A 25,332-nucleotide genomic window follows, 5' to 3' on the forward strand; every position below is an offset into this window, starting at 1 on the left:
ATGAAATTAATTTATCCAGAAACCCTTGAGGCGGCCGTAACGGCTGGACTTGACTTGCTCGATGCGAGAGGTCGGCATGAGGTTGCTGAAATTGGAATTTTCAATCCTCATATGAAATATAAAACGGATTTTTTTTCGATAATTGGGTTAGGGATGGGGATAGTGAATCGGGAGAATGTTGATTTGGCGCGAGATATTGAAAAAAATCATATCGACGAAATTCATTTTCTCGAGATCGACGACGGGGGAATCGATGCCGATGCCGTGATGAGAGTTGTCATGGCGGCTATTTCGCGAGAGGCATCAAAGTTGATTTGAGTGCAATAAAAAACTGGATATTACTCAACATATTGCTTGGATTTATATTAATTATTGTTTTATATGAATTGGGCGAGCGTTTGATGCGTTCGTTATGGTTTCGAGTGCTGGCTCGTAACGGGTCACAGTCTCTCGGCGAATTTTATCTCAAGTATATGTATGGCGTGGTGTAATCCGTTCGCCGCGATGAATAGTTGGTTGTCGATGATCTGCCTGGCGATTTTCGGACCAGTTGCGCTTGAAGCAGCGCGAGCAGGAAAACGCGCGAGTGAAGAAGATGCTGGCCGGTGCTGGCGGCGATGTGGGTTCTCGGCACGATACCCGCGCTACGGTTCCGTCGGATCCCGATTTTTCCGGATCGGCAAAGCCATTCGATGAGCGCCGACCGGGCCCGGTGACCGTGGCGGCTCGCGGGCGAGCGTGAACGCTACCGCGTAACACGGAGCCCGGGTGGGTCAGATTTACTTCGGCGAATCGCCGAAAAGGTGGGTCGGTGTTCGGTCGGCGTTGACGGTGATCGACGAATACCCCCGCGAATGCCTGGCCATCGACGTGGCAGGGTCGATTCTCTCGGGGCGGGGTGATCGAAGTGTTGCCACGACTGGTCAGCCTGCACGGTGTGCCACGTTACCCGCATTCGGACGATGGGCCGGAGTTCGTGTTACGCGCCATTCTGAAACGGGCTGTCCGGAACGGCATGGAGATGGTGTTGAGCGATCCCGGCAAGCCATGGCAGAACGGCGCCGATGAGAGCTTCAACGGCAAGTTCAGCGACGAATGCCTGAGCCTGGAATGGTTTCGGACACGGGTCGAAGCCAAGATCGTCATTGAGCAATGGCGGCGTCGCTACAATCGCATTCGGCCGCATTCGAGTCTGGCCTACCTGACGCCCAACGAGTTCAAGCAGCGATACTGTTCAACTGAGGCAAGCCAGGCGGCTCCCCAGGATTGACGCGATCCGAAGAAATCAGTCGGGCCAACCCTCCAGAACAACCGCCACCTGCCAGAAATATTCAAGAATTTCAATCCTTCGACCTGATCCCCGAAATCACCCGAAAAACCAATAGCCATTCCTCCATAAACAGAAGATAATTCAGAAAGCTGATTCGCAACCCGAATCGGTCGGGGATATAAATTTCAAAAACATATTCAAAACAGGTTCGTAACCATGCAATCGTTTTGCCGCTACTTGATGGCTGCCGTTCTGGTGGTCGGTTTTCTCTCGGGCTGCGCAAGCAGCGTCACGCGCGATGCGGCTGATCAGGCCGCCACTGCTCCGACCGCATCTACGGTGAAGTTCGGTACCGTGCCGGTGCAGGTCAAGATCACATTGGACCCGGCAGCCCAGGATGCACTGAAGGACAACCTCAAATTCAACGCCAAGAAGCTTCAGGAAACACTGGAAAGCGCATTGGACGCACGCAAGCTGCTGGCGTCGAAAGATGATGCCAATGCCATGCAGTTGAACGTCGAAATCACGGGCATCCGGGTGCGCTCGAACTTCTCGGCGGTGATGTTCGGATTCATGGCGGGCAGCGATTACATTGACGGAAGCGTGAGCCTGGTCGATCCGAATCATCAGCCGATCGATCATTTCAAGGTCTCGACCTCCTATGCGCTGGGCGGTCTGGCCGGCGGTCAGGATGAAGCGCGGATGGGTTGGCTGTACGAGAAATTCGCGGAAAAAACCTTGGCGGAATTGCAGCCGCAGTGACGCGTCGAGCGGAGCGGGCGCCATCCGCTCCGCATCTTGAAGATCGCACGACCGGGTGGCGCCCGGTCGTCTTTCCCGCGAGACATGCCTACTGATCCAAATGCGAGCCGATGCAACATGGTTCGGCCGAGAACTGGAACAGGGTCGAACGCAGCTCCACCGAGTTCAATACCCGGGAACATCGAGAGGACTGCACATCCCGCCGGGAGATCGGCCCTTTTCACCCCCCCAAAACCGCCCCCATCAACGCCTTCCTCAACTCCTCATTCTCCATCACCGTCTGCGCCACTCGACTGGCCACCGACTGAAACGACGGATCGTTAACAAGCTCATCCCCAAACTGCCGATGCAGCATATGCTCGACCGCCGCGCGCGCCAGTTGCGCCTCGTCCGTCACCCCCGCATTCACCAGCCCGGCGATATGCGCGCGCAGCGATTCCGCCAGCGGACGCGGCCCGTCCTGCCGGGCGGCGGCGCCGGCCGCCTTGCCCCCAACCGCACCGGGGCGCGACTGCACCTTGCGGTCGAGTTCGCTGCGCAGGATATCGGTGAGCTGGTTCAGCGTGGTACGTGAAATCATGGCCAACCTCGTCGGATATCAGCGGGAAAAGTAGGGATGCGGGTAAGCATGCGGCAGGTCGCTGCCGAGCATACCCGCTTTGCCGTCATGCGGATCGGCACTGCCGCCCGGCGGCGGCTCGGTCCCCTCCAGCTGCGCCAGCACCGCGGCCACGTAGGGATTGATCAACGGGTAACGTTCGTTCGACGCCATTCCCGCGCGCAGCTGCGCAATCGCCAGCTCGAAGCGATCCTCCGCGAGGTTCAGCAGTCCCGTCTTGAGCACGCGCAGCGTCTCATCGGTGGGCAGCGCATCGAGCGGCTGCCACGATGCCCGCGCGCGCTCCACCTGTCCGTTCGTCAGATCGAGAAACCCGAGCATGAAACTCGCGATCGAGAACTCAGGCGCCAGCTCCAGCGCCGCCACGAAATCGGCGCGCGCCTCGTCGTAGCGGCGTTCGCCGGCCTGCACGGCGCCGCGCAGGAACGGCAGGCGATGGTCATGCGGCCAGGCCTGCCGCGCCTCGTTCAGCATCGCGATCACGTTTTCATCGCCCGACTGCACGGCGCCGACGATGTCGGCCATTCTCGCGTCAGGGCACGGCCGGGAAGGGTGGGGTTCGTTCATGTTGGTTCATGCAAGCAGGTAAAAGTCCTCGCCGGTGCCGATCTGGCCGCGCAGCGTATCGAGCGCGGCACGATGCAGTTGCGAAACGCGCGCCTTCGAGAGACCGAGAAGATCGGCGATATGCTCGAAATTCAGCCGATGAAAGTAGTGATAGCGGATGATCTTCTGCTCGCGCTCCGGCAGGCGTCCCACGGCTTCCTGCAGGCGCGAGCGCGTCTGCTGCTGCGCCACGCTGCGGTACGGCATGTCCTGGAACGGGTACGCCGCCGGCGCGCCGCCAGCGTCTTCCGCACGAGCCTCGACCATGCCGGTGTCGTCGAGCATGAAGCTGATGGCCAGGCCCACGGTCACGCCGGCCAGCATCCGGAACACGTCGCGCGGTGCGTCATCGGCCGCCTGGTTCAGCGATTCGAGCCGCTCGCGGCGCACGCGCGCGCGCAGCGCGGTCTGCTCCTGGCCGTCGGTCAGCCGCACGACGCCGTCGAGCACGCTGCCCTTGATCCGCTGCGTGGCGAAGGTGGTGAAGGCGTTGCCTTTGGCGCGGTCGAAGCGGTCGATCGATTCGAGCAGGCCGATGCAGGCGAACTGCAGGTAGTCGGGGTAATCGACGTCGTCGCGGTGCCGGCCGCGATACAGCTTCGCGGCCACGCTGGTCGCATACGGCAGGTAGAACTCGAAGATCGCCTCGCGCGCGGGCGCCGCGCGCGCCGCTTCGAACGCGTGCCACAGCGCCGCGTCGCCCGCATCGGGCGGCACGGCATCGCCGGCGAGCGGCGCACCTGCCGGATTCATTTGAAACCGCCCAGCACGCCGCGCAGGATCAACCCCCAGCCATCGACAAGCACGAACATCAGCACCTTGAGCGGCAGCGAGATGGTGGCGGGCGGCACCATCAGCATGCCGAGCGAGAGCAGCACGCTCGACACGATCAGGTCGATCAGCAGGAACGGCAGCAGGATCACGAAGCCGATCTGGAACGACACGCGCAGTTCGTTGAGGATGAACGCCGGCGTCAGCTGCAGCAGGCTGACGTCGTCGGGCGTGGCCGGCAGCGGCTCATGGGATACCTCGTACATCCATTTCAGTTCGTCCTCGCGCACCTGGCGCAGCATGAACTGGCGCAGCGGTCCGCTGCTGCGTTCGAGCGCCTGCGGCAGATCGAGGTGCCCGCTCAGGAACGGCTGGAGCGCATCGTGGTTGACGGCCTGGAAGGTGGGCAGCATCGCGAACAGCGTCAGGAACAGCGCGAGGCTGATCAGCACGGGCGTGGGCGGCGTCTCGGGCATGCCGAACGCGTGGCGGATCATCGACAGCACGATCGCGATGCGGATGAAGGCCGTCATCGAGACGACGAACGCGGGCAGCACGCTGAGCACGGTGAGCAGCGTGGCGATCCGCACGGCTTCGGACATGCCGGCGGCGGGCTTGGCGAAGCTGGCGATGTCCTGCGCCGTGATCGGCGCGGCGGCCTGCGCGGCGCTCGCGGCGTGAGCGACGCCGGGCAGGCCGCCGAGCAGCGCGAACAGCGCGAACAGCGCGAGCATCGCGGCGGCGGGCAAAAGTCGGGATATCGCGCGCATCTCAGGCTTCCGGCAATGGGCGGTCATGCGCGTCGACGACATGCGTGCCGCTCGCATCCGACATGAGAAGCACCACGCGCTGGTCGTATTCGACCAGGTGCAGGGTGGTGCGCGGCGGCAGGCGCGCGTGCTCGACCACGCGAATGCGCGGCGCGGCGCCGGCCTCGCGCGGCGCGCTGCGCGCCGTGCGTGCGCGCAGCACGAACGCGGCGGCCACGCCGATCGCGATGCACAGCAGCAGCGCCAGCACGATGCGCGTCCAGTCCACGCCGAGGTAGGCGAACAGGCCCGGGTGCGATGCCGATGCGGCGGACGCATGGTCGAGCCAGGAGGTCGGGGCGGGCGGATTCATCGGCCGCCGGCACCGATCTCGGCGATGCGCACGCCGAAGCGGCCGTCCACGGCGACGATCTCGCCGGTGGCGATGGTCCTGCCGTTGAGCACGACCTCGACGGGGTCGCCGATCGCCTGCTTCAGTTCGAGCACGCTGCCCGACTGCAGCGCCATCATGTCCTTGACGTCGAGCACGGAGCGGCCGAGCACGACGTCGACGTTGACCTTCACGCCGTCGAGCAGGTCCAGCTTCGGACGGGCGGCGGGCTCGGCGGGTGCCTCGGCCTGCTGTTCGGGGAAGTCGACATGGGCCGCGACGGCCTGTTTCGGGAAGGTGTGGGTGGTCATGGCGAATCGGGTGTCGCGAGCGACGTCAGTTTGAAGGACAGGGAGGTGGCGCCGCGGCCGGGCAGGCCGAGCGCGACGGGCGCGGCGGTGGCGTCGACCACCAGCGTCGCCGGCTCGTCGAGACGGCGATCGAGCACGATCACGTCGCCCGGCGACAGCATCGTGAGTTGCGCCGCGGACAGTTCGCAGCGCCCCAGCACGACCGACAGCGCGACCGGCGTGGCGTCGAGCGCCTCGCGCCTCGGCGTCAGCGCGGCGGCCGTGGATGACGCGGGCGATGTGGACGACGCAGCCGCATGGCGCGCCCACACATGGCGGATGTCGCAGACGAGCGAGGCGCACGGCTCGCCGTCCATCGATTCGATCGCGAGATCGAGCGTGCCGTAGCCGCTGAACGACGGCGCGTCGCCGTCGCGCGGCGCGGCCGCGGCGGGCGTAAGCGCCGTGCCGAGCGCGGCGACCAGGTCGTCGAGCATTTCGGCGGCGATCGACGCGAGCGCACCCTTGCTGGCCGGCGCGTCGAACACGCCGTCGTCGGTCGCGTAGGCCGCGCCGATCAGCCGGCGCGCGAGCGCGTCGCGCGGATCGAGCCGCAGGCCGGGCGCGCAGCGATGGCCGGTGCGGCCAGGCGCAACGACAGGCACTTCCCCTCCGGGCCGGCGCACGATCGCGCCGATCGCGAACGCGGGCCGCGCGAACCAGCGCGCCTGCCAGTCGGCCAGGGCGGCATCGAACAGCGCGCGCGCCAGCCTCGCATCGTCATCGCTGGCGGGGCGCCAGGCAACGGCAGGTGCGCTCATCCCTGGCCTCGCATCTGCAGCAGCTGCATGAGCATGTCGTTGGCGGTGCTGATGACCTGCGACGACGCCTGGAAGCCGCGCTGGATCAGGATCAGTTCGCCGAACTCGGTGGACAGGTCGACGTTCGAGGCCTCGGTCGCGCCGGACAGCAGCTTGCCGACGCCGGCGCCGCTGCTGGCGCGATAGGCGGCCGGCGCGGCGTGGCTCGCGTCGAACAGGCCCTTGCCCAGCTGGATCAGCTGTTGCGGATCGCTGAAGCTGGCGAGCGCGATGGTGCCGAGCTTGTCGCTCTGGCCGTTCGAATACTGGATCACGAGCTGGCCGCTGTCGTCGACGCTCAGCGACGAGAGCGTGCCGGTGCCGTAGCCGTCCTTGGTGTCGACGCGCAGCGTCGAGGTGGTGCCGGCGGAGAAGTTGGTCACGCCGCTCGAGAAATCGAGCGAGACGGTCAGCAGCGGCCCGTTGGCCGGGCTCAGCGTGACGTCGATGCGGTCGTGCGCGGGGTCGGGCACGCCGCCGTTGAACTGCAGGAAGTCGGTCTGCACGGTCGCGCCGTTCTCGTCGGTGACCACGGCCTTCCAGCGGCCGGCCTGCACGCTCGAATCGGGCGTGAGGTCGACCTTGAGCGTGTGCTTGCCGCCGTTCGCGTCGTACACGTCGATGCTCGGAATCGAGGCGCTGGTCGCGCCGGACGAGAGGTTGTCGGTGAACTTCACCGTGGTGGTGGCCTTTGGCGGGCTCAGCTGCCTGCCGGCGATCGACAGGCCGGTCACGCCGCCGCCCGGCGTCAGCATGGCCAGTTGCAGGCCGTTGGCCTTGTCGCGGATCGAGCCGTCGGGCTCGACGGCGAACTGGCCGGTGCGCTGGTAGCGCGCGACCTGGCCGTCCAGCACAGTCAGGAAGCCGTCGCCCTGGATCGCGAGGTCGAGCTGGCCGTCGCTCGCGTGCGTGTCGCCCTGCGCGAAGTTCAGCGACGCGTAGCCGTACTCCACGCCGCTGCCCGCGTAGGACACGTTCGGGTTGCCGGGCGAGCCCGGTGCGTAGCGCTGGCCGTAGTACAGATCGGCGAACTGCGGCGTGGAACTCTTGAAGCCGGCGGTGTTGAGGTTCGCCACGTTGTTGCTGATGGTCTGCAGGCCGCGCGAGTAGGCGCTCAGGCCGCTCATGGCGATGTAGATGCTGTCGAGCATGCGGGTCTCCCGGGGGCGTGGGTCAGCGAACGGCCGTGACTTGCGACACGGTCGCGTTGGTCAGGAACTGGCCGTCGGTGGTCTCGATCGTCAGTTGCGGCTGGCCGTCCTTGAACGACACGCTCTTCACGACGCCGCTCTGCACGGCGCTCGCGCTGTCGGTCTGCACGTCGACGTTGCGGCCGAGCAGGCCGACCGTCTGCGTCGCCGACTGCACCGAGAGCAGGTTGTCGATCTTGTCGCTCATCTGGCGCGTCTGTTCGAGCGAGGTGAACTGCGCGAGCTGCGAGACGAACTCGAAGTTGTCGACGGGCTTGAGCGGGTCCTGATACTGCAGCTGCGTCAGGATGATCTGCAGCAGCGATTGCAGGTTCAGGCCGAGCGAATCGGTCCGGGTGCCGAGCGCGGCGGCGGCGCCGAGGGGATCAGTTGCCATGAGGGGTATCTCCGGAGGCAGTGACGGTGCGGTCGACGCCGTTGATCACGAGCTTCGACGTGGCGTAGCCACCCTGCAGCAGGGTGGTGCGAATCAGGGAATCGAGCGTGTCGAGATCGCCGGGCCCGGCGGACGCGACACGCACTGCTACCGAGGCAGCGTTCTCGCCCGCCATGAGCGTGACGCGCAGCGGCGCGGGCGCGGGGGCAGCCGGGGCTGGTCGGGTGTCGGTGGACGCCGCCGCCGGCGCCGGTGGCGTGGCGTCGGCTTCGTCGGGCGGCTCGATCGCCGCCGCCGCGGCGGCGGGCGTGCCGCCCGGCCGCGCCTGCGGCAGCAGCGGGGACGGCGTGTCGGAGGCGGGCGAGGGTCGCGCGGCGGCCGCTTCTCGATGAGCGGCGGCGGCCGTCGCGTCGCTCGTCGTGGCAGTGCTGCGGGCCGCCGTGGCGCCGGAAAACGATGGCAAGGGCGCAGCGGCCGGCTCGAACGGCGGCGCGCTCGCGGCGATGGCCGGCGCGAGACGGCCGACGTGCGGTGCCGTGGCGACAGCAGCGGTGCGTGGCGCCGCCGGCTGGCCGCCGGCCGGCGAGGCCGACTCCGCGCCGCGCCACATAGTCTGTTCCATCGAGCGCAGCAACTGGCCGAAGGCATTGCCGGTGCCGCTCGCCGAGCTCGGCTGCGGGTCGGCGCCACCGCCGGTTGGACGAAGCGAGGGGTGGATGTCGTTCATGGTGTGTCTCCTTGCAGCGCGAGGCGCAGGTCGAGTTCGCTCATGCGCTGTTCGTCGAGCGTTCTGCGATGGCGGGCGGCCTCGCGCGAGGCGAGGTCCTCGGCGGCTTCGGCCAGGCGATCGCGCTGCCGCAGCGCGTGCCTGGCGGCATCGAGCGCGGCGGCCTGTGTCTCGACGCGGTGCCCGGCGGCGTCACGGCGCGCTCGCGCCGCGGCCAGCGCGGCGGCGCCATTGACGAGCAGCGCGGGCGACAGCGCCTCGGCCGTTGCCGCGGCGCGCCACGCCCGAAGCTGCGCGTCGTGGTCCGCCTCGGCTTGCCGGTGCCGCTCGCGCTCGGCCTCGAGCGCGGCCTGCACGCGGGCCGCGTCGGTCACGGCGCGCTGTCGCTGCAACTGGCGCAGGCCCGCGATCTCGCGGGCGTCGTTCCAGCGGTCGCGATCGCGGCTCATGCGGCGCCCCCAAGCAGGGTGGCCAGCGCGGCGAGCGACTGCGCGCGCGGCGTGGTGGCGGCAGCGTCCTGGCGCAGGAACGCGATCAGCTCGGGCCGCACGCGCAGCGCCTCGTCGAGCGCGGGATTGCTGCCCGGCACGTAGAGGCCGGCCTCGATCAGCGTGCGCGAGCGCTCGTGCAGCGCGAGGCCCGCCAGCGCGCGCGCGGCGAGCGCGCGGTCCGCGTCGCGGGCGACATGCTGCAACACGCGGCTGATGCTGCGCGTCGCGTCGATCGCGGGGAAATGGCCCTGCTCGGCCAGCGCGCGGGTCAGCACGAGATGGCCGTCGAGCAGCGCGCGCAGCGTTTCGGCCATCGGATCGTCGACCTCGTCGGTTTCGGTCAACACCGTCATCAGGGCCGTGATCGCGCCGCCGCCGCGCAGCGCGCCGCAGCGCTCGACGATCCTCGGCAGCGCGGCGAACACGCTCGGCGTGTAGGCGCGCAGCGTCGGCGGTTCGCCGGCGGCGAGCCCGATCTCGCGCAGGGCGAGCGCGTAGCGCGTGACGGAGTCGAGCAGCAGCAGCACGTGGCGCCCCTGCGCGCGGAAATATTCGGCGTGGGCGAGCGCGGCGGCCACGCTGCGCGCGCGCAGGATGGCGGGCTGGTCCGAGGTGGCGATCACCATCAGCGAGCGCGCGCGCGTGTCGTCGCGCAGCGCGCGGTGCCAGAAATCCTCGGCCTCGCGCCCGCGTTCGCCGACCAGGCACAGCACGCAGACGTCGGCCTCGACGTTGCGCGCCAGCGACGTGAGCAGCGTGGTCTTGCCGACCCCGCTGCCGGCGAAGATGCCGATGCGCTGTCCCACGCCGAGCGTGAGCAGCGCGTCGATCGCGCGAATGCCGGTGTCGAGCGCGACATCGGGCGTCACGCGATCGAGCGGTGCCGTGCGCACGCCGGCCAGCGGCCACGCATGCGGCGCGGCGACGGCGGGGCCGCCGTCGAGCGGACGGCCGAGCGCGTCGACGATGCGGCCGAGATAGGCCTCGCCGACCGGCAGCGTCGCGTCCGAGCCGACGGCGCGCACGCTGGTGCCGACGCAGAGCGCGTCGGTCGCCTGATACGGCGCGAGCGTGACGCGGCCCACCTCGGCGCGCGTGACCTCGGCATGGAGCGGGGCGGCCGATGCCTCGCCGAGCACGCAGAGCGAGCCGACCGGCACGCCGGGGCCGTCGGCCTCGATGAAGGTCGGCATGATGCGCGTCACGGTGCCGAGGCGCGCGACCGGATCGACGCGCCGCATCGCCTCGACATAGCGGTGTTCGCGCGAGGCGTCAGGCATGGTTGTCGAGCTCCCGCAGCGACGACGCGAGGCTGGCCAGCTGCTGCGGGACGCCGGCGTCGAGCCTGCCGAGCGTCAGGCCGATCACGCAGGCGCCGGCGGCGAGCCCCGGCTCGGCGACCAGCGCGACGGCGGGGGCCGCGCCGAGCGCGCCGCGCATGGCGTCGAGCCGCGCGGCGTCGGGGAAGTCGGCCGCCGAGACGCGCACCTCGAGCACCGAGCCGTCGGCGATCGACCGAAGCCGGTGGCGCACCGTGCCGGCGACGAGTTCCGCGTAGCGCGCGGGGTCGCCGAGCACGCGTTCGAGCCCGACCAGCGCGAGTTCGGCCGCGAGCCGGTCGAGTTCGGCCAGGCGCGAGGCGAACGCATCGCGTGCGCGCGCGATGCCGCTGGCCAACGCCGCGACGCGCTCGTCGTCCATCCGGACCGCTTCCTGCCGGCCCTGCTCGACGCCCTGGCCGAACGCGGCGCGCGTGTCGTGCTCGCGTTCGGCGAGGTGCCCGGCCAGCCTCGCCTCGAGTTCGGCGATGCGGGCCGTCAACTGCTCGCGCTCCGGCGCGAACGCGTCGGCGCCGGGCGGCAGGGCCGGCGCGCGGGCAGCGGGCGCCGGCCCTGCCGCGCCGCCCGGTGGCGTGGCGATCCGCTCCGGAGCCAGGGCCAGGCGCCGGCTGCTGAGCACCACCTGTTTGGCCTTGAGCAGCGTGCTCATGCGCGCCCACCTCGCAGCGAAACGAGCAGGCGCCGCGCCCACGACCGGGGTGCGGGAGCCGGCGTCTTCGTCGCCGAAGCGGCCGGCGCGGGCCCGTCCCGCAGGTTGTCCGGCAAGGCCTCGACGGCGTCGCGCGCCGCCTTCAGCAGCGCCTCGCGTGCGCGCGGCGCGAGCGGCGCGGCGGCCCGCAGGCGCCATTGCGGATGGACGGCGAGGCAACGTTCGCGCTGCGCCTCGTCGAGGCATCCCGCCAGCCGCGCGAGCAGCGCGTCGGGCCAGTGCCCGGCAAGGCGGCCGATCGGCAGCATCGGCGCGTCGACGGCGTCGCGCACGCCGGGGTCCTGACGCACCTCGGCGGACGCCGGCGCGGGCAGCAGCATCGACTCGAACGTGTCGGGGGCGACCGGGCGCAGCGCGGCCGCGTCGACGAGCAGCGGGCGCAGCTGCGCCCGCTCGCTGGCCGACAGCGCGTGCCAGACCGCCTCGATATCCTCGGCGCCGCGGTTGGCGAGGTCGGCGACCAGCCCGCGCAGGCGTCGGTCGGCGGGCGCGATGGAGTTAGTTTTCATGGTGCTGGCGGGTTTCGGAAAGCAGCGCGCGCAGGCGCGTGACGTACTCGTCGCGCTCCGGCGGCGTCATGGCGCGCATGCCGGCGCGGCGCGGGCCGCGCGCGAGCCGGCGCCACCCCCACGCGGCGCCGGTCAGCAACACGATTGCCAGCACGACGACGGCGGGCACGGTGGCGGGCGCGCCGAGGGCACCCAGCGCGCGCGCGACCTCGCCGGAGGCGCCGCGCGGCGCGGTGGCGGCCGGCCTCTCGCGGGCGGTGTCGACCGCGGGCGGTGGCGCGAGCGAGGCCGGCGGCACGGCCAGCGGCGTGGCCGTCGATGCGGCCGCCTCCGTTCGGGCGACCACCACCACCGTATCGCCGCGCGCCGCGTCGATGCCGACGGCGGTCGCGGCGACCGATTTGAGCTGCGCGAGCGTCTCGGCCGGCAAGGCCTCGTCGAGCACCACGGCCACGCTCAGGTGCTTGAGCGAGCCGGGCGCCGAGACGATCTGCTCGACCCGGTGCTCGGTGCGGCTGCCTTCGCTCGTGGCCTGCACCGGCAGCGGCGGCGGCCCGACCAGCGCGGCGGCGCCGTGCGCGGCCGGGACGGCCGGCAGCGGCGTGCCCGCGTCGGCGCTGCCGGCAAGCGGCCGGCGCAGTTCCGATTCGCTGGTGACGCGCACCTGGTCGAAATCCAGCGTGGCGTCGACGCTGACGGTGGCATGCCGCGCGCCGAGCAGCGGGGCGATCTGCGTGTCGATCTTGCGCTCGTATTCGCGTTCGATCGCGCGCTTGAGCGCGAAGTGCGGATCGTCGATCGGCGCGTCGCGCGAGGTGGCCGGCTCGCCGCGCTGGTCGACCACCGTGACGTCGGCCGCCGACAGCTGCGGCACCGCCGCCGCGACGAGGCGCTGGATGCCATGCACGGTGTCGGGCGTGAGCGTCTGGCCGTGGCGCATGAACAGCGCGACCGACGCCTTCGGGCGATCGTCCGCGCGGCGGAACAGCGACGAATCGGGCAGCGCCAGATGCACGCGCGCCAGCTCGATCTCGTCGAGCGACATGATGGTGCGCGCCAGTTCGCCCTGCAGCGCGCGCTGGTAATTGACCTTCTGCGCGAAGTCGGTCAGGCCGAGGTCGGCGTTGTTGAACAGCTCGAAGCCGACCGTGCCCTGCAGGCGCAGGTCGCCGCTCATCAGCTTGAGCCGCGTGACGGCCGCGTCGGCCTCGGGCACCAGCACCGCGGCCGACGCCTCATCGACGCGGAACGGCACCTTCTGCCGTTCGAGTTCGGCGACGATCGTCGCGCTGTCCTGCGGCTTCAGGTTGCGGAACAGCACCTGGTAGCGCGGGCGCAGCATCAGATACGCCGCGACGCTCAGCGCGGCGACGACCAGCACCACCACGGCGACGCCGGCCAGCTGGCGGCCCGGCGACGCGTCGCCGAACGCGCGGCGAAAACGGGAAAGCGGGGAATCCATGGCTTACAGTTGCATCCGCATCAGTTCCTGATAACCCTCGACGAGCCGCGAGCGCACCTGCAGCGCGAACTGCAGCGACAGGCGCGCCTCCTCCAGCGCGAGCATCACCTGGTGCGGCGGCTCCGAGCCGTCGAGCGCGAAGCGCGCCACGGCGTCGTCGGCGAGCGCCGCGCTGCGGTCGACCTGGGCGGCGCCGCTGACGAGCCAGTCGGCGAAGCCGTGGGTGGGCGTCAGCGCGACGGCCGGCAGCGCCTCGGCCGGCGCCGCGTCCAGCGGCGCGACCGGTTCGATCGGATAGGGGTTCATGAGTGGGCGCCGAGTTCGAGCGCGCGCAGGTACATCGAGCGCGCGGCGTTGAACATCACGGTGTCGGCCTCGTAGCTGCGCAGCGTCTGGACCATCAGCGTCATCTCGCCGGCGTGGTCGATGCCCGGGTACGCCACCATGCCGTTGGCGTCGGCATGCGGATGGGCCGGGTCGTGGACGAGCCGCGGCGGCGTGTCGAGCCGCTCGACGCCGTAGCTCTGCACGCCGGTCAGCTCGAGTGGAGCCGCGGCGCCGCCCGCCTGCAGGTGGTGCTCGAAGCTCGCGCCGATGCGCGGCCCGGAGACGAGCCGCAGCGGGTGATAGGGCTCGCCGTCGGCGGTGCGCGTGGTGCCGGCGTTGGCGAGGTTCTGCGCGATCACGTCCATGCGCTGGCGCTCCACCTCGAGGCCGGAGCGCGCGATGGCGAACAGGCTGTTCTCGTCCATGGTCAGCTTCCCTTGATCGCGAGCTGGCGCAGCTGCAGCGTGCGGTCGAGCATGCCGACCAGCATCGCGTAGCGCGCGGAGGTTTCCGAGGCGGTGGCGATCTCGTCGTCGAGGCGCACCGTGTTGACGTCGATCGGCAGCGGCGCGTCGAGCGACGGCGCCACCGCCTGGATGCGGGCGAGGCGCGACTGCGCGGTATCGCCGGGCTGCGCCTGGGCGGCCTCGCGCAGCGCGGCCTCGAAGTTCACGCGCACCGGCACGTAGCCGACGGAGTTGGCGTTCGCGACGTTCTGCGCGGTCGCGGTCTGTCGCGCGAACAGGCCATCGAGCGCCTTGGCTGCGATCGCGGCGACGAGGTCGGTGGACATGGCTGGGGTTTCCTTATTGAACGATGATGTCGGCATGCAGCGCGCCGGCGGCGCGGATCGCCTCGAGGATCGAGATCACGTCGCGCGTGCTGATCCGGCTGGCCTTGAGCGCCTGCACGAGTTCGCCCACGCTGCCGCGCGGGAACGACGCCGCCACCGTCTGGCCGGGCTCGTCGACGCTCAGTTCGCTGTTGCCCACCACGAGGCTGCGCACGTTGGGGCCGCTGATGCCGATCAGGCCGGGCTGCGAGGCGTTGTATTGCGTATCGACGCTGACCTTGATGTCGCCGTGCGAGATCGTGATCGGCTCGATGTGCGTGTCGCCGCCCGCCACCACGGTGCCGGAGCGTTCGTTGATCACGACCCGCGAGCGCTGGTCGGGCGTCACCGCCAGCGTCTCGATGCGGGCCACGTAGCCGTTCAGGCCGCCGTCGTCGAGCGGCGCGCGGATCCGCACGGTGCTCGCGTCCACCGAGCGCGCGGTGCCGTCGCCGAGCGCGCGGTTGATCTGCGCGGCGATCCGCTCGGCGGTGGTCGCGTCGGCGTCCTTCAGCACGAAGCTGAGGTAGCCGTCGCGATTGACGAGCTTCGCGGTGACCGGCACCTCCACCGTCGCGCCCTCGGGCACGGTGCCCGCGGTCGGGTGATTCTTCATGCGCAGGTTGCCGTTCGCGTCGTAGCGATAGCCGCCCACCGAGACCGGGCCCTGCGCGAGCGCGTAGACGCGGCGGTCCGGCCCGTGCAGCGGCGTCATGATCAGCGTGCCGCCGGACAGGCTGCGCGCGTCGCCCATCGAGGTCACGTTGATGTCGAACTTGTCGCCGACGTTCGCGGTGGGCGGCAGCGAGGCCGTGATCATCACCATCGCGGCGTTGCGGCTCTGCAGTTCGTCCTGCGTCAGGTTCAGGTCGAACTGCGAGAGCAGGTTGGTCATGGCCTGGCGCGTGGCCTGGTTGCGCGGCGTGTCGCCCGAGCCGGACAGGCCGGTGACGATGCCGTAGCCCACCAGCATGTTGTCGCGCCAGCCGAGGAAGCGGCCGAGGTCCTTGAGGCGCACGTCGGTCTGCGCGGCCCGGGCCGCCTGCATGGCGAACAGGGCCGGCAGCACGAGGCAGGCCAGCAGCGCGAGGCGGCGCAGGAGCGGTGTCGTCTTCACCATAGCCCGAGCCATCCGAAGAAGCGCGGGATCAGGCCGGGGCGCGCGCGGTCGGTGATGAAGCCCTCGCCGTCGTAGTCGATCCGCGCGTCGGCGATCCGCGTCGACAGCACTGTGTTGTTGGCGGCGATGTCGACCGGGCGCACGCGGCCCTCGATGCGGATGTGGGTCTTCTCGCCGTTCACGTCGATGTCCTGCGCGCCGGCCACCAGCAGGTCGCCGCCCGGCGTGACGCCGGTCACGTTGGCGCTCAGCTGCGCGAGCAGCCGGCCGGTGCGCTGGATCTGTCCTTTGCCGCCGTAGTTGTCGCCGAGTCCGACCTGGGCGGAGTTCTGTCCCGCGTACTGGGTCGCGACGCTGCCCTGCACGCCGAACCCGGTCTTGGTCGAGGTGTCCGCCGTGTTGCTGGCCGTCGAGCTTTCGTAGACGAGGATCGTGACGATGTCGCCAGGTTTGGCGGCGCGTCGGTCCGAGGTCAGCGGCTGGTAGCCGTCGCCCTGGTAGAGGTCGGCGGCCCGTGCCGCGCCGCTCGCGAGGCAGGCGGCGGCGAGCGTGGCCGCCAGTGCATGACGAAGTGGGTCGCGCATGATCAGGAGCCCCGGTCTTCGGCGGGCGCGCGCCAAAGCTGCACGGCGGCGTCGCCGGTCAGCACGGCCGCGGCGCGGCGCGCGCCGGCGTCGGTCAGCGCGGTGCCCGTGCGCGTCACCGTGACGGCGCCCACGCGCACCGTGTCGGACACGCGCTCGCCGCCATGCACGACGGCCAGCAGCGGTCCGGCGGGCGGGCGCACCACCTCGCCCGCGGGCAGCGCGCGCGTGGCGCGCGCCACGCGTTGCGCCGCGTCGTAGCGCCAGGCGGTGCGCACGCCGGCGGGCGGGCAGGGCGTGCGGCCCAGCTGGTCCGCCGACGGGCTCGCGGCGGCGGGCAGGTCGACCCGCAGCGTCACGCAGATGCCGCTCGCCTGCGCGGCCGTCGCGGCGGGCGGGCGGCGCACGATCTCGATCGCGCGCGCGGTGGTGCCGGCGAGCCACGGCGCGAGCATCGGCATGGCGTGGCGCGCCGCGTCGGCGAGCCGGCGTGCGTCGACATGGACGGCCTTGGCGGTGGGCGCGAGCGACACCACCACGAGCGCGGCGGCGCGCTCGCGGATGGCCGGCGGCAGCGGCGCCAGGTCGGCCAGCTCGGCGAGCGTGACGCCGGTGCCGTCGACGGCCACGGCGGCATGAAAGCGGATCGCGGCGGCGGGTGCCGACTCGGGCGCCGACGCCGACGCGGATGCCGCGAAGGCGCATGCGCTGCCCGCGCTCACGGCGAGCGCGCCCATGGCCAGGCCGAGGCCGGCCCCGAACCGCCGCCGCGCCGCGCGGGCGCGCCCGGACGCGCGTGATGGCAAGTGGCGCGTCATCGCTTCAGCCCGTTGGCGATCGACATCAGTTCGTCGCCCACCTGCACGAGCCGCGCGTTGGCCGCGTAGGTGCGCTGGTAGAGCATCAGGCCGACCAGCTCGTCCGACAGCGACACGTTCGACGCTTCGCTGAAGCCTTGCGCGAGCGTGCCGGCGTTGTCCTCGCCCGGGCGCGCGCGCGTGAGCGTCGAGCCGTCGTCGCGGGTCCGATAGACGCCGCCGCCGACCGATTCGAGCGTGCTCACGTCGGACGGCAGCATCACTTCCAGCTCGCCGATGCCGAGCGGGTCGGTCTGGCCCGGCACGGTGGCCTGGACCTGGCCGGTCGGCGTGATGGTGAGGGCGCTGGCGTCGCGAGGCACCGAGATCATCGCCTTCAGGCGCTGGCCGTCGGGTGCCGCGAGGTAGCCGTCGGTGCCGACGTGCAGCGTGCCGCCGCGCCAGAGCAGCGTCTGGCCGGAGTCGGACGCGAGCTCGAGGAAGCCGTCGCCGCGAATCGCGAGATCGAGGGCATTGCCGGTCGATTTCAGCTCGCCCGGCGCGAACACGTGCAGCGACGGATCGGCGGCCACGCCGGCGGCCACCGTGCTGGTGGCGTTCGCGTAGTTGCGCGAGAGCGGCGCGGGCTCGGTGGTCAGCAGCTCCGAGAAGCCCACCGTGCCGCGCTTGAAGGCGGGCGTGTTGAGGTTGGCGATGTTGTTCGCGGTCACGTCGATCGCGGTCTGTTGCGCGTCCAGGCCGGTCGCGCCGATGTAGAAAACGTTGTTCACGACATGTCTCCGAGGCGTTGCAGGGCCGTTCCCATCATGTCGTCGTAGGCATGCACGAGCTTCTGCCCCGATTCGATGCGGCGCATGGCGGCCATCATGCGGACCATTTCGTCGCCGTTCGCGACGTTCGATGCTTCCAGGTAGCCTTGCAGCACGCGCGGGTCCTGGCGCTCCACGGGCTGCGCGCCGTCGGCGCGGTAAAGCCCTTCGCCCGCGCGCACGAGCTTCGCCGGATTGGCGAACGCGGTCGCGCCGATCACGGCCACCGGCTGGCCGTCGTCGAGCACCGTGCCGTCGGCCTGCACGTGCCAGTTGGTCGAGCGCACCACCACGTCGCCGCCGCCGCTGCCCTGCAGCTTCCAGCCTTCGCGCGTGACGAGCCGGCCCTCGGCGTCGAGCCGGAACGAGCCGCCGCGCAGATAGGCGATGCCGTCCGGCGTGGCCACCGTGAAGAAGCCGTCGCTCGCGAGCGCGAGATCGAGCGGGTTGCCGGTGTGGATCATGCGGCCCGGCGTGAAGTCGGTGGCGACGCCGGGGGCCTTGGCATCGGCGCGCGGCGCGGCCTGCCGCGTCTCGGCCGCGGCCTGCGAGACCGCGTCGCCGAACGTGATCAGCCGCTTGTAGCCCGGCGTGGCGAGGTTGGCGATGTTCTGCGCGGCGGTTTCGACCTGGCGCGTCTCGGACGCGAGCAGGGCGACGGCGGTGGTCATCAGGTTGTCCATGGGTGGGCTCGAAGGATGTCAGGCCGGTTGCGCGGCAGGGACGGGACGTTCGACGCCGACCGTCCCGAACGAACGCAGGTTAATCGCATGCGGGATTTCGTTCATCGACAGCACCGCGAGGCGCGGCGCGATGCGGCGCGAGAAGATCTTCAGGTGGCGGCGCAGCTCGGGGCGGCACAGCAGCGTGGGCGCGAGGTTCTGGCGCAGCATCGCGTCCACCTGCTCGGCGAGCCGCGCGAGGAACGATTCGGCCAGGCGCGGATCGAGCACGAACGCGCCGTTGCCGTCCGCGCCCTGCAGGTTGTGCGCGATGATGTTCTCGAGCGACGGCTCGAGCGTGAGCACGGCCAGCACGTCCTTGTCGCCGAGCAGCCGCTGGCAGATGCCGTGGCCGAGCTTCTGGCGCACGCGCTCGCCGAGCTGGGCCGGGTCCTTCTCGTGGCGGCCGGCGTCCGCGAGCACCTCGACGATCTGGTCGATGTTGCGGATCGGCACCTGCTCGGCCAGCAGCGTCTGCAGCACGGCCTGTATGTCGCCGATCGACAGCACGGCCGGCACCAGTTCCTCGACGAGGCCGGGCGAGCGCGCGCGCACGCCCTCGAGCAGCGCGACCACGTCGGCGCGCGAGAGCAGCGTCGACACGTTGGCGCGCACGATCTCGGTGACGTGCGTGACGAGCACCGTCATCGGGTCCACCGCCGTGTAGCCGAGCGTGCCGGCGCGCGCGACCTGCTCGGCGTCGATCCAGACCGCGGGCAGCCCGAAGGCCGGGTCGCGCGTGGCGATGCCGGGCATGCCCTCGGCGCGGCCGGTCGGGTGGATCGCCAGCGTGCGGTCCGGATGCAGCGCCGCCTGCCCGAAGCGGTTGCCGAACAGCGAGACGCGGTAGTCGTTCGAGCCGAGCTGCGCGGCGTCGCGAAACACCACGGGCGGAATCGTGACGCCCATCTCCTCGGCATATTGCTTGCGGAACGCGGCCACGCGCTCGGCCAGCACGCCCTGCAGCGGAATCCAGGCGCGCGCCAGCTCGGCGCCGAACCCGACCTCGACGGGCGCCACCGGCGCCACCTGTGCGTCCGCCGTGCCCGGCGGCGCGGGCGCGAGCGGCTGGCCGTCGGCCGTGCCGGCTTCGGTCGCGGCCGGCGAGCGCGCCAGCCACCAGCCGATCACGGCCAGCGGCGCGAGGATCAGGATCGGCCACTTCGGCATGCCCGGCAGGACCAGCAGGGCGACCAGCGCACAGCTCACGACGATGCGGATCTTCGGGAACTGCGCGAGCTGGCGGAAAATTTCCTGGCCGAGCTGGCCGTCCGACGACGAGCGCGTGACGATGATCCCGGTGGCCACCGAGATCACGAGCGCCGGCACCTGCGTGACGATGCCGTCGCCGATCGTCAGCAGCGTGAACTTCTGCAGCGCCTGGCCGAGCGGCATGCCCATCTGCGCGACGCCCACCGCCCAGCCGCCGAGGATGTCGATCAGCATGATGATGATGCCGGCGATCGCATCGCCCTTGACGAACTTGCTCGCGCCGTCCATCGAGCCGTAGAAGCCGGCCTCCTTCTCGAGCGCCTTGCGGCGCGCGCGCGCCTCGTCCTGGTCGATCAGGCCCATGTTCAGGTCGGCGTCGATGCTCATCTGCTGACCGGGCATGGCGTCGAGCACGAAACGGGCCGCCACCTCGGACACGCGCTGCGCGCCGTTGGTCACCACCACGTACTGCACCACGATCAGGATGAAGAAGATGATCAGGCCGATCACGAAGTTGCCCTGCACCACGAATTCGCCGATCGCGCCGATCACCTGGCCGGCCTCGGCGCCCGACAGGATCAGCCGGGTCGCGGCGATGTTCAGCGACAGCCGGAACAGCGTCGCGATCAGCAGCAGCGAGGGGAAGGTGGAGAAGTCCACCGGCCGCGCCACGTAGATGGTCAGCAGCAGGATCGTGAACGCGAACGCGAAGTTGGTGATGATCAGCAGATCGAGCGCGGCCGACGGGATCGGCGCGAACAGGATCAGCAGGATCGCCATGACCGCGAGCACCAGCGCGAGGTCGCGCTGGTGGCGAAGGCGCGAGGCGAGGCTGTTCATGCCGCCGCCCGCTGCGTGCGCGCGCGCAGGCGCAGGTAGATGGCCGCCGCGTCGCGATAGACGTCGGCGGGGATTTCCTGGTCGACGCGCGTTTCGCGAAAGATCCGGCGCGCCATCGCGGGCGATTCGACCACGGGGATGCCGTACACGAACGCGACCTTCCTGAGCCGCTGCGCGAAGTCGCCGGTGCCCTTGGCGATCACCATCGGCGCCGCCATGCGGGCCGGCAGGTATTTCAGCCCGACCGCGTAGTGGGTCGGGTTGGTGATCAGCACGTCGGCCTCGCGCACGCGGCGCAGGCCGCGCGCCTGCTGGAACAGCTCGCGCCGGATCTTGCGGCGCTGGCTCTTGATGCGCGGGTCGCCGTCGCGCTGCTTGTGTTCCTGCCGGATCTCGTGGCGGCTCATGCGCATCTTGCCGGCGAACAGGCGCCGCACGACCACCAGGTCGATCGCGGCGAACACGGCCGCCGCGATCAGCAGCTTGCCCATCAGCGCGAGGCTGGCGCCCTGCAGCAGCCCGGCGAGGCGGTGCGGGGTCGTCGGCGTGTGGGAACTGCTGACGACGACGGGCGCGATGCAGGCCGCCATGATGGTGCCGTAGACGGCCGCCTTGACGAGCGTGCGGCCGGTCTCGAGCAGCGTCTGCCACGAGAACAGGCGCTGGAAGCCCTGCACCGGATTGAGGCGCGACAGCTCGAAGCGCAGCGCGCCCGGCGCGAACAGGAAACGCGTCTGCACGACCGCGGGCAGGATCGCGGCGGCCATCGTAAGCAGCGTCACGGGGGCGAGCAGGTGCATCAGGTCGAGCAGCACGGCGGCGAACCAGGCCGACATCGCCGCGGGCGAGCGCGCGACGTCGCCGATGCCGGCAAGCGCGTGCGCGCTGGTGGCCGCGACGTGCCGCGCGAGCCGGCCGCCGTCGATCCACAGATACGCGGCGCAGGTCGCGAAGCTCGCGAACATGCCGAGTTCCTGGCTCTTCGCCACCATGCCTTTCCTGCGTGCCTGCTCCAGCCGGTACGCGGTGGCCGCCTCGGAGCGGTTCTGATCCTGTTCAGCCATGACTGCGGAAGGCCTGCGGCACGAAATCGAGGGCGAGCCGCGTGAGGCGCAGCACCACCGGCGCGAGCGTGCCGGCCGACATCGCCATCGCCGCGAGCGTGACGAGGGTCTTGACCTGGAAGCCGAGCACGAGCGCGTTCATTTGCGGCAGCACGCGCGCGAGGAACGCGATCGCGAGGTCGGTCAGGAGCAGCGTCAGCATCACGGCGCCGGTCGCGCCGAGCGCGACGCTCGTCAGCGTGCCGAAATACGAGGCGAACACGGCCGGATCGGCGACCACCGACACGGCGCCGGGCGGGAACGCCTGGGTGAGCGCGACGAGCAGGCCGAGCAGGTCGCGGTGGCCGTTCTCGGCGAAGAAGATCACGCCGGCCGTCATCGTCAGGATCGTGCCGAACATCGGCGCCTGGCTGCGCGAGCCCGGGTCGATGATCATCGCGATGCCGTAGCCGGCCTGCACGTCGAGCACGCGTCCGGCGAACGACAGCGCGGCGAACGCGGCCTGGAACGCGAAGGCGATGGCGAGGCCCAGCAGGCATTCCCAGGCCGCGGCCGACACCACGTCGATGCCGGCCACGGTTTCGTAGCGGATCGTGGAGGCGAGACAGGCCGACAGCGTGAGCGTCATGGCCGCCTTGACCCGCATCGGGATCTGCATTTGCGAGAACGGCGGCGCGAGCGCGAATACCGGACCGGTGCGCAACGACAGCAATAGCGCCGCCGTGGACCATCCGACAAACGGATTGGTCATGATCAGCCCAGCGTCGGGATGAGATTGAACAGGGATTGGGTGAAACCGGTCAGCCGCGCGAGCATCCACGAGCCGAGCACGGCGATGACGAGGCCGACCACGACCAGTTTCGGCACATACGAGAGGCTCATTTCCTGCAATTGCGTGACCACCTGGAACACGCTGATGGCGAGACCGGTCACGAGCGCGGCGGCGAGCAGGGGGCCGGCGACCAGCAGGCCCGTCCACAGAAGCTGGGCCATCAGGTTCAACGCGCTGTCGCTCGACATACCACCATCCCCGGGATATTACAAAAGGTTACATTTTTGCGTATTTTGATGGTGGGTGACAGGCGATGTCAAGCAACGCGTAAGTAAGATTTTCTAATATTTCGCATTGGTCCGTGCCGGCAGTAATTTTTACCTTGCGATGACCAGCCGAGCGAGGCGCGTCGGGCGAATGGCGAATAATCGGCCCGATGACCAATAAGATTGATTGACGGGCGATGGCGGTCACCGGAAAGTCTGAATCCGCAGTCTCCCGACGATGGCGATTTTTCATTTCCAGGCAATGAAGGAATCGATGCTTCGTGCGGGAAAAATCGTGATTTTGTCCGCTGGCTCGATGAATGGATAAGGATTCCGAATGTTTTTCATGTTCGTGAAAAATCCGATTCGGGATTCCGGGTGTAAGAAATTAATCCTGAATCGGGTAAGTGGGCCGATGTCGTTCGGCCCGTGTGTCTTGCCGCTTTGACCGGAGCCGTCCCGCCATCGCAGGCGCCCGTCGCATGCATTCGAACCTCGCCGCGCGGATGCCCGGCAGCGGCGTGCGCCGGGCCCGAGGCGAGGGCGCCGGATCCGGGCCGCATGCGCCGGTGCGCATTCACGAAGCCGTTTCCTGCCTTAAGAAACCCGTAAACCTGTCGATATGCTTAGGGTCACCCCCAATCCGATATCGCCAGTGACCGAGGATTCTTCGTTGGAAAGGCGCATGCACGCGCTGCTCGACACGGTTCGCCACAACGAGCGCGTGCTGCAGCGGTTTCAGCAGATCGAACTGCGGCTCGTGAGCGCCACCGATTTCGCGGCGTTTCACGACACGCTGGTCGAGGCGCTCGCGCAGGCGTTCGACCTGCCGTTCGTGACCTTGTGGCTCAACGAGGACATCTCGCTGATTCGCGAGATGCTCGATTCCGTGTCGCGCTCGAAGCCGGGCGCGCGCGTGGCGCTGCGCGGCCGGCTCGACCCGCTGGTCGGAGCGATGCCCGGCGAGCCGGGCCAGGCCTGGCTCGGTTCCGGTGACGATCTCGGCGCGACGGCCCGCGCGATGTTCTACGGCGACTCGGAAATGCCCGCCAGCGTCGCGGTGCTGCCGCTGCACCAGGAGCACGGCATCAACGGCTATCTATGCCTCGGCAGCCGCGACGCCGGGCGTTTCACCGGCGGCAAGGCCACCGATCTGCTGGAGCGCTTCGCGGCCTTCGTCGGCGCCGGCGTGGTCAACGTCGCGCATCGCGAGCAGGTGGCCCGCTACGGCATGACCGACATGCTCACGAACCTGCCGAACCGCCGCTACTTCGACAGCCGCATCCACGACGAGATGCAGCGCTCGGCCAGAGCCAAGTCGCCGGTCGCCTGCCTGTTCATCGACGTCGATCACTTCAAGCGCGTCAACGACACCTACGGGCATGCCGTGGGCGACCGCGTGCTCGCCGCGATCGGCGCCTGCGTCCGCAAGACGGTGCGCCACGGCGATACGGTCGCGCGCTACGGCGGCGAGGAATTCGTCGTGCTGGTGCGCGGCGACGCGGTCCACGCCTGCACCGTCGCCGAGCGCGTGCGCGCGGCGGTGGCGGCGCTGGTGGCCGTCGAGGTGGAGGGCGATCCGGTCAGCCTGACGGTGTCGATCGGCGTGGCCGTCGGCAACGTCGAGGAGATCGCCGACGGCGAGGCCGGCGCCGCCAGGCGGCTCGTGGAGCGCGCCGACCGCGCGCTCTACGTGGCCAAGCACGGCGGCCGCAATTGCGTGGCGCTGCACCGCCCGTCGTCCGAGCCCGCCCCCGCGCCCGCCCCGGGCGCGCCGGCACTACCCGCGCCCTGACCGCGACCGCGACCGCGCCGCCGCGTCCCGCGCCGAGGAACCGGACCCCGCCTCGGGTTGCCCATCTGGTTGCGCATGCAACCGGATCGCCGCGGCAACGCATGCTTTCGGCGATCACCATCCATCGCGAATCCGGGAAGGCGGGAAGTGCCGTCGGCCACCGCCGCCATCCCACGCGTGGCTTGCCGCCAGGCCGGTCGGTCCGGCTCTTCCGGATCTCGCCGCGGCTTGCGGTACGATGGCGGCGGGAGCCGCCGACGCTGGGTGTCGGCGGCCTTTCGATATCGTGTCCGGCCGAACGCGCCGGGACACCGCGCGGCGTGATACGCGCGGGTCGAATTCGTGGAGAAATGGATCGTGCAGAATCTGATTGACGGCTTTATCCGGTTTCAGAACGAGGTATATCCCACCCGTTCGGAGCTGTTTCGCAAGCTCGCCAACAGCCAGGACCCGAAGGTCCTCTTCATCACCTGCTCGGACAGCCGGGTGGTGCCCGAACTGCTGATGCAGGGGCAGCCCGGCGATCTGTTCGTGATCCGCAACGCGGGCAATATCGTCCCGTCATACGGCCCCGAGCCGGGCGGCGTGTCGGCGACGGTCGAATATGCGGTGGCCGTGCTCGGCGTGCGTGACATCGTGATCTGCGGCCACTCGGACTGCGGCGCGATGAAGGCGATCTCGACCTGCATGTGCCTCGATCACCTGCCGGCCGTCGGCAGCTGGCTCCGCCACGCCGACGCGGCGCGCGCGGTCAACGAATCGCGCGAATACGATTCGCCCGAGCGCCGGCTCGATTCGCTGGTGCGCGACAACATCGTCGCCCAGCTGGCCAACATCCGCACGCATCCGGGCGTCGCGCTGGGGCTCGCGCAAAAGCGCCTCAATCTCCACGGCTGGGTCTACGACATCCAGGCCGGCGCGATCGACGCGCTCGACGGCGAAACGGGCGAGTTCCTCCCGCTGTCCGAGCACCGTTCCGTCTGCGCGCTGCGCACGCACACCTGATCCGGCAGCGCGCCGCCGGTTCG

At 69.9% G+C, this 25,332-nt stretch carries 32 protein-coding genes and 1 pseudogene; 5 read left to right on the forward strand and 28 right to left on the reverse strand.

Features of this window, described 5'->3' with window-relative positions; translation table 11 throughout:
• The 3 genes and pseudogenes from bpln_RS35145 to bpln_RS06765 all read left to right on the forward strand — a co-directional run bounded on the left by bpln_RS35145 (position 1) and on the right by bpln_RS06765 (position 2,032).
• Positions 1-318 (forward strand): hypothetical protein, encoded by a 318-nt coding sequence (locus bpln_RS35145; RefSeq protein WP_148653949.1) that lies wholly within the window; start codon positions 1-3, stop codon positions 316-318.
• A gap of 504 nt (positions 319-822) precedes the next feature.
• A pseudogene (locus bpln_RS37615) lies at positions 823-1,270 on the forward strand (integrase core domain-containing protein); the annotation flags it as partial.
• A gap of 216 nt (positions 1,271-1,486) precedes the next feature.
• The gene (locus bpln_RS06765; RefSeq protein ID WP_055138402.1) at positions 1,487-2,032 is read left to right on the forward strand and encodes a DUF4410 domain-containing protein; all 546 of its coding nucleotides are present in this window, start codon (positions 1,487-1,489) and stop codon (positions 2,030-2,032) included.
• 220 nt (positions 2,033-2,252) lie between these two features.
• Here bpln_RS06765 and bpln_RS06770 read toward each other — a convergent pair whose 3' ends face one another.
• The 28 genes from bpln_RS06770 to bpln_RS35150 form a co-directional block, all read right to left on the reverse strand.
• Positions 2,253-2,612, reverse strand: a complete 360-nt coding sequence (locus bpln_RS06770; RefSeq protein ID WP_055138403.1) for a hypothetical protein — start codon at positions 2,610-2,612, stop codon at positions 2,253-2,255.
• An 18-nt stretch (positions 2,613-2,630) separates the two neighbouring features.
• On the reverse strand, positions 2,631-3,134 hold the full coding sequence (locus bpln_RS06775) for a tetratricopeptide repeat protein (RefSeq protein ID WP_148653951.1): 504 nt from the start codon (positions 3,132-3,134) through the stop codon (positions 2,631-2,633).
• Positions 3,135-3,224: 90 nt separating this feature from the next.
• Positions 3,225-4,010 (reverse strand): sigma-70 family RNA polymerase sigma factor, encoded by a 786-nt coding sequence (locus tag bpln_RS06780; RefSeq protein WP_082465216.1) that lies wholly within the window; start codon positions 4,008-4,010, stop codon positions 3,225-3,227.
• Positions 4,007-4,798 carry a flagellar type III secretion system pore protein FliP gene (gene fliP / locus bpln_RS06785; RefSeq protein ID WP_063891195.1) on the reverse strand — a complete coding sequence of 264 codons (792 nt, stop codon included), beginning with the start codon at positions 4,796-4,798 and terminating at the stop codon, positions 4,007-4,009. Before fliP ends, bpln_RS06780 begins: the two co-directional genes overlap by 4 nt.
• A 1-nt stretch (position 4,799) precedes the next feature.
• On the reverse strand, positions 4,800-5,150 hold the full coding sequence (locus tag bpln_RS06790; protein ID WP_055138405.1) for a flagellar biosynthetic protein FliO: 351 nt from the start codon (positions 5,148-5,150) through the stop codon (positions 4,800-4,802).
• On the reverse strand, positions 5,147-5,479 hold the full coding sequence (locus tag bpln_RS06795; protein ID WP_055138406.1) for a FliM/FliN family flagellar motor switch protein: 333 nt from the start codon (positions 5,477-5,479) through the stop codon (positions 5,147-5,149). The genes bpln_RS06790 and bpln_RS06795 overlap by 4 nt, the downstream gene beginning before the upstream one ends.
• A complete protein-coding gene (locus bpln_RS06800; RefSeq protein WP_055138407.1) occupies positions 5,476-6,279 on the reverse strand; it encodes a FliM/FliN family flagellar motor switch protein in 804 nt (267 codons plus the stop codon). Before bpln_RS06800 ends, bpln_RS06795 begins: the two co-directional genes overlap by 4 nt.
• Positions 6,276-7,469 carry a flagellar hook protein FlgE gene (locus tag bpln_RS06805; protein WP_042624532.1) on the reverse strand — a complete coding sequence of 398 codons (1,194 nt, stop codon included), beginning with the start codon at positions 7,467-7,469 and terminating at the stop codon, positions 6,276-6,278. Before bpln_RS06805 ends, bpln_RS06800 begins: the two co-directional genes overlap by 4 nt.
• A gap of 22 nt (positions 7,470-7,491) precedes the next feature.
• Positions 7,492-7,905 carry a flagellar hook capping FlgD N-terminal domain-containing protein gene (locus tag bpln_RS06810; protein ID WP_055138408.1) on the reverse strand — a complete coding sequence of 138 codons (414 nt, stop codon included), beginning with the start codon at positions 7,903-7,905 and terminating at the stop codon, positions 7,492-7,494.
• Entirely contained in the window at positions 7,895-8,632 is a 738-nt protein-coding gene (locus tag bpln_RS06815; RefSeq protein WP_055138409.1) for a hypothetical protein, read from the reverse strand. The genes bpln_RS06810 and bpln_RS06815 overlap by 11 nt, the downstream gene beginning before the upstream one ends.
• Positions 8,629-9,081: a hypothetical protein gene (locus bpln_RS06820; RefSeq protein WP_055138410.1), complete on the reverse strand. Its 453-nt coding sequence runs from the start codon at positions 9,079-9,081 to the stop codon at positions 8,629-8,631. The genes bpln_RS06815 and bpln_RS06820 overlap by 4 nt, the downstream gene beginning before the upstream one ends.
• Entirely contained in the window at positions 9,078-10,403 is a 1,326-nt protein-coding gene (locus bpln_RS06825; RefSeq protein ID WP_055138411.1) for a FliI/YscN family ATPase, read from the reverse strand. The genes bpln_RS06820 and bpln_RS06825 overlap by 4 nt, the downstream gene beginning before the upstream one ends.
• Complete coding sequence (locus bpln_RS06830) at positions 10,396-11,112, reverse strand: FliH/SctL family protein (protein ID WP_055138412.1); 717 nt, start codon at positions 11,110-11,112, stop codon at positions 10,396-10,398. Before bpln_RS06830 ends, bpln_RS06825 begins: the two co-directional genes overlap by 8 nt.
• Positions 11,109-11,681: a hypothetical protein gene (locus bpln_RS06835; RefSeq protein WP_055138413.1), complete on the reverse strand. Its 573-nt coding sequence runs from the start codon at positions 11,679-11,681 to the stop codon at positions 11,109-11,111. Before bpln_RS06835 ends, bpln_RS06830 begins: the two co-directional genes overlap by 4 nt.
• Entirely contained in the window at positions 11,671-13,143 is a 1,473-nt protein-coding gene (gene fliF / locus bpln_RS06840) for a flagellar basal-body MS-ring/collar protein FliF (protein ID WP_055138414.1), read from the reverse strand. Before fliF ends, bpln_RS06835 begins: the two co-directional genes overlap by 11 nt.
• 3 nt (positions 13,144-13,146) lie before the next feature.
• A complete protein-coding gene (gene fliE / locus bpln_RS06845; protein ID WP_042624540.1) occupies positions 13,147-13,449 on the reverse strand; it encodes a flagellar hook-basal body complex protein FliE in 303 nt (100 codons plus the stop codon).
• Complete coding sequence (gene flgC / locus bpln_RS06850; RefSeq protein WP_055138415.1) at positions 13,446-13,895, reverse strand: flagellar basal body rod protein FlgC; 450 nt, start codon at positions 13,893-13,895, stop codon at positions 13,446-13,448. The genes fliE and flgC overlap by 4 nt, the downstream gene beginning before the upstream one ends.
• Before the next feature lie 2 nt (positions 13,896-13,897).
• Entirely contained in the window at positions 13,898-14,263 is a 366-nt protein-coding gene (locus tag bpln_RS06855) for a flagellar basal body rod protein FlgB (protein ID WP_042624542.1), read from the reverse strand.
• Between the two features lie 13 nt (positions 14,264-14,276).
• Entirely contained in the window at positions 14,277-15,422 is a 1,146-nt protein-coding gene (gene flgI, locus bpln_RS06860; protein WP_244131904.1) for a flagellar basal body P-ring protein FlgI, read from the reverse strand.
• Entirely contained in the window at positions 15,416-16,006 is a 591-nt protein-coding gene (locus bpln_RS06865) for a flagellar basal body L-ring protein FlgH (RefSeq protein WP_055138417.1), read from the reverse strand. Before bpln_RS06865 ends, flgI begins: the two co-directional genes overlap by 7 nt.
• Positions 16,007-16,008: 2 nt before the next feature.
• A complete protein-coding gene (locus bpln_RS06870; protein WP_055138418.1) occupies positions 16,009-16,743 on the reverse strand; it encodes a hypothetical protein in 735 nt (244 codons plus the stop codon).
• A gap of 77 nt (positions 16,744-16,820) precedes the next feature.
• Positions 16,821-17,594 (reverse strand): flagellar hook-basal body protein, encoded by a 774-nt coding sequence (locus tag bpln_RS06875; protein ID WP_055138419.1) that lies wholly within the window; start codon positions 17,592-17,594, stop codon positions 16,821-16,823.
• Positions 17,591-18,316: a flagellar hook-basal body protein gene (locus bpln_RS06880; RefSeq protein ID WP_042624547.1), complete on the reverse strand. Its 726-nt coding sequence runs from the start codon at positions 18,314-18,316 to the stop codon at positions 17,591-17,593. The genes bpln_RS06875 and bpln_RS06880 overlap by 4 nt, the downstream gene beginning before the upstream one ends.
• Before the next feature lie 18 nt (positions 18,317-18,334).
• A complete protein-coding gene (locus bpln_RS06885) occupies positions 18,335-20,407 on the reverse strand; it encodes a flagellar biosynthesis protein FlhA (RefSeq protein WP_055138420.1) in 2,073 nt (690 codons plus the stop codon).
• Positions 20,404-21,471, reverse strand: a complete 1,068-nt coding sequence (locus bpln_RS33725) for an EscU/YscU/HrcU family type III secretion system export apparatus switch protein (RefSeq protein WP_082465217.1) — start codon at positions 21,469-21,471, stop codon at positions 20,404-20,406. The genes bpln_RS06885 and bpln_RS33725 overlap by 4 nt, the downstream gene beginning before the upstream one ends.
• On the reverse strand, positions 21,464-22,222 hold the full coding sequence (locus tag bpln_RS06895; protein WP_055138421.1) for a flagellar biosynthetic protein FliR: 759 nt from the start codon (positions 22,220-22,222) through the stop codon (positions 21,464-21,466). The genes bpln_RS33725 and bpln_RS06895 overlap by 8 nt, the downstream gene beginning before the upstream one ends.
• Positions 22,223-22,224: 2 nt before the next feature.
• On the reverse strand, positions 22,225-22,491 hold the full coding sequence (gene fliQ, locus bpln_RS06900; RefSeq protein ID WP_042624550.1) for a flagellar biosynthesis protein FliQ: 267 nt from the start codon (positions 22,489-22,491) through the stop codon (positions 22,225-22,227).
• A gap of 28 nt (positions 22,492-22,519) precedes the next feature.
• The gene (locus tag bpln_RS35150; RefSeq protein WP_148653952.1) at positions 22,520-22,762 is read right to left on the reverse strand and encodes a hypothetical protein; all 243 of its coding nucleotides are present in this window, start codon (positions 22,760-22,762) and stop codon (positions 22,520-22,522) included.
• 432 nt (positions 22,763-23,194) lie between these two features.
• Between bpln_RS35150 and bpln_RS06905 the strand changes: the two genes are divergently transcribed.
• Both bpln_RS06905 and bpln_RS06910 read left to right on the forward strand, forming a co-directional pair.
• Positions 23,195-24,304, forward strand: a complete 1,110-nt coding sequence (locus bpln_RS06905; protein ID WP_244131902.1) for a GGDEF domain-containing protein — start codon at positions 23,195-23,197, stop codon at positions 24,302-24,304.
• A gap of 357 nt (positions 24,305-24,661) precedes the next feature.
• Positions 24,662-25,309, forward strand: a complete 648-nt coding sequence (locus tag bpln_RS06910) for a carbonic anhydrase (protein ID WP_042626507.1) — start codon at positions 24,662-24,664, stop codon at positions 25,307-25,309.
• Positions 25,310-25,332 lie beyond the last annotated feature (23 nt).

Origin of the sequence: Burkholderia plantarii, assembly GCF_001411805.1 — a bacterium.
Lineage (GTDB): Bacteria > Pseudomonadota > Gammaproteobacteria > Burkholderiales > Burkholderiaceae > Burkholderia > Burkholderia plantarii.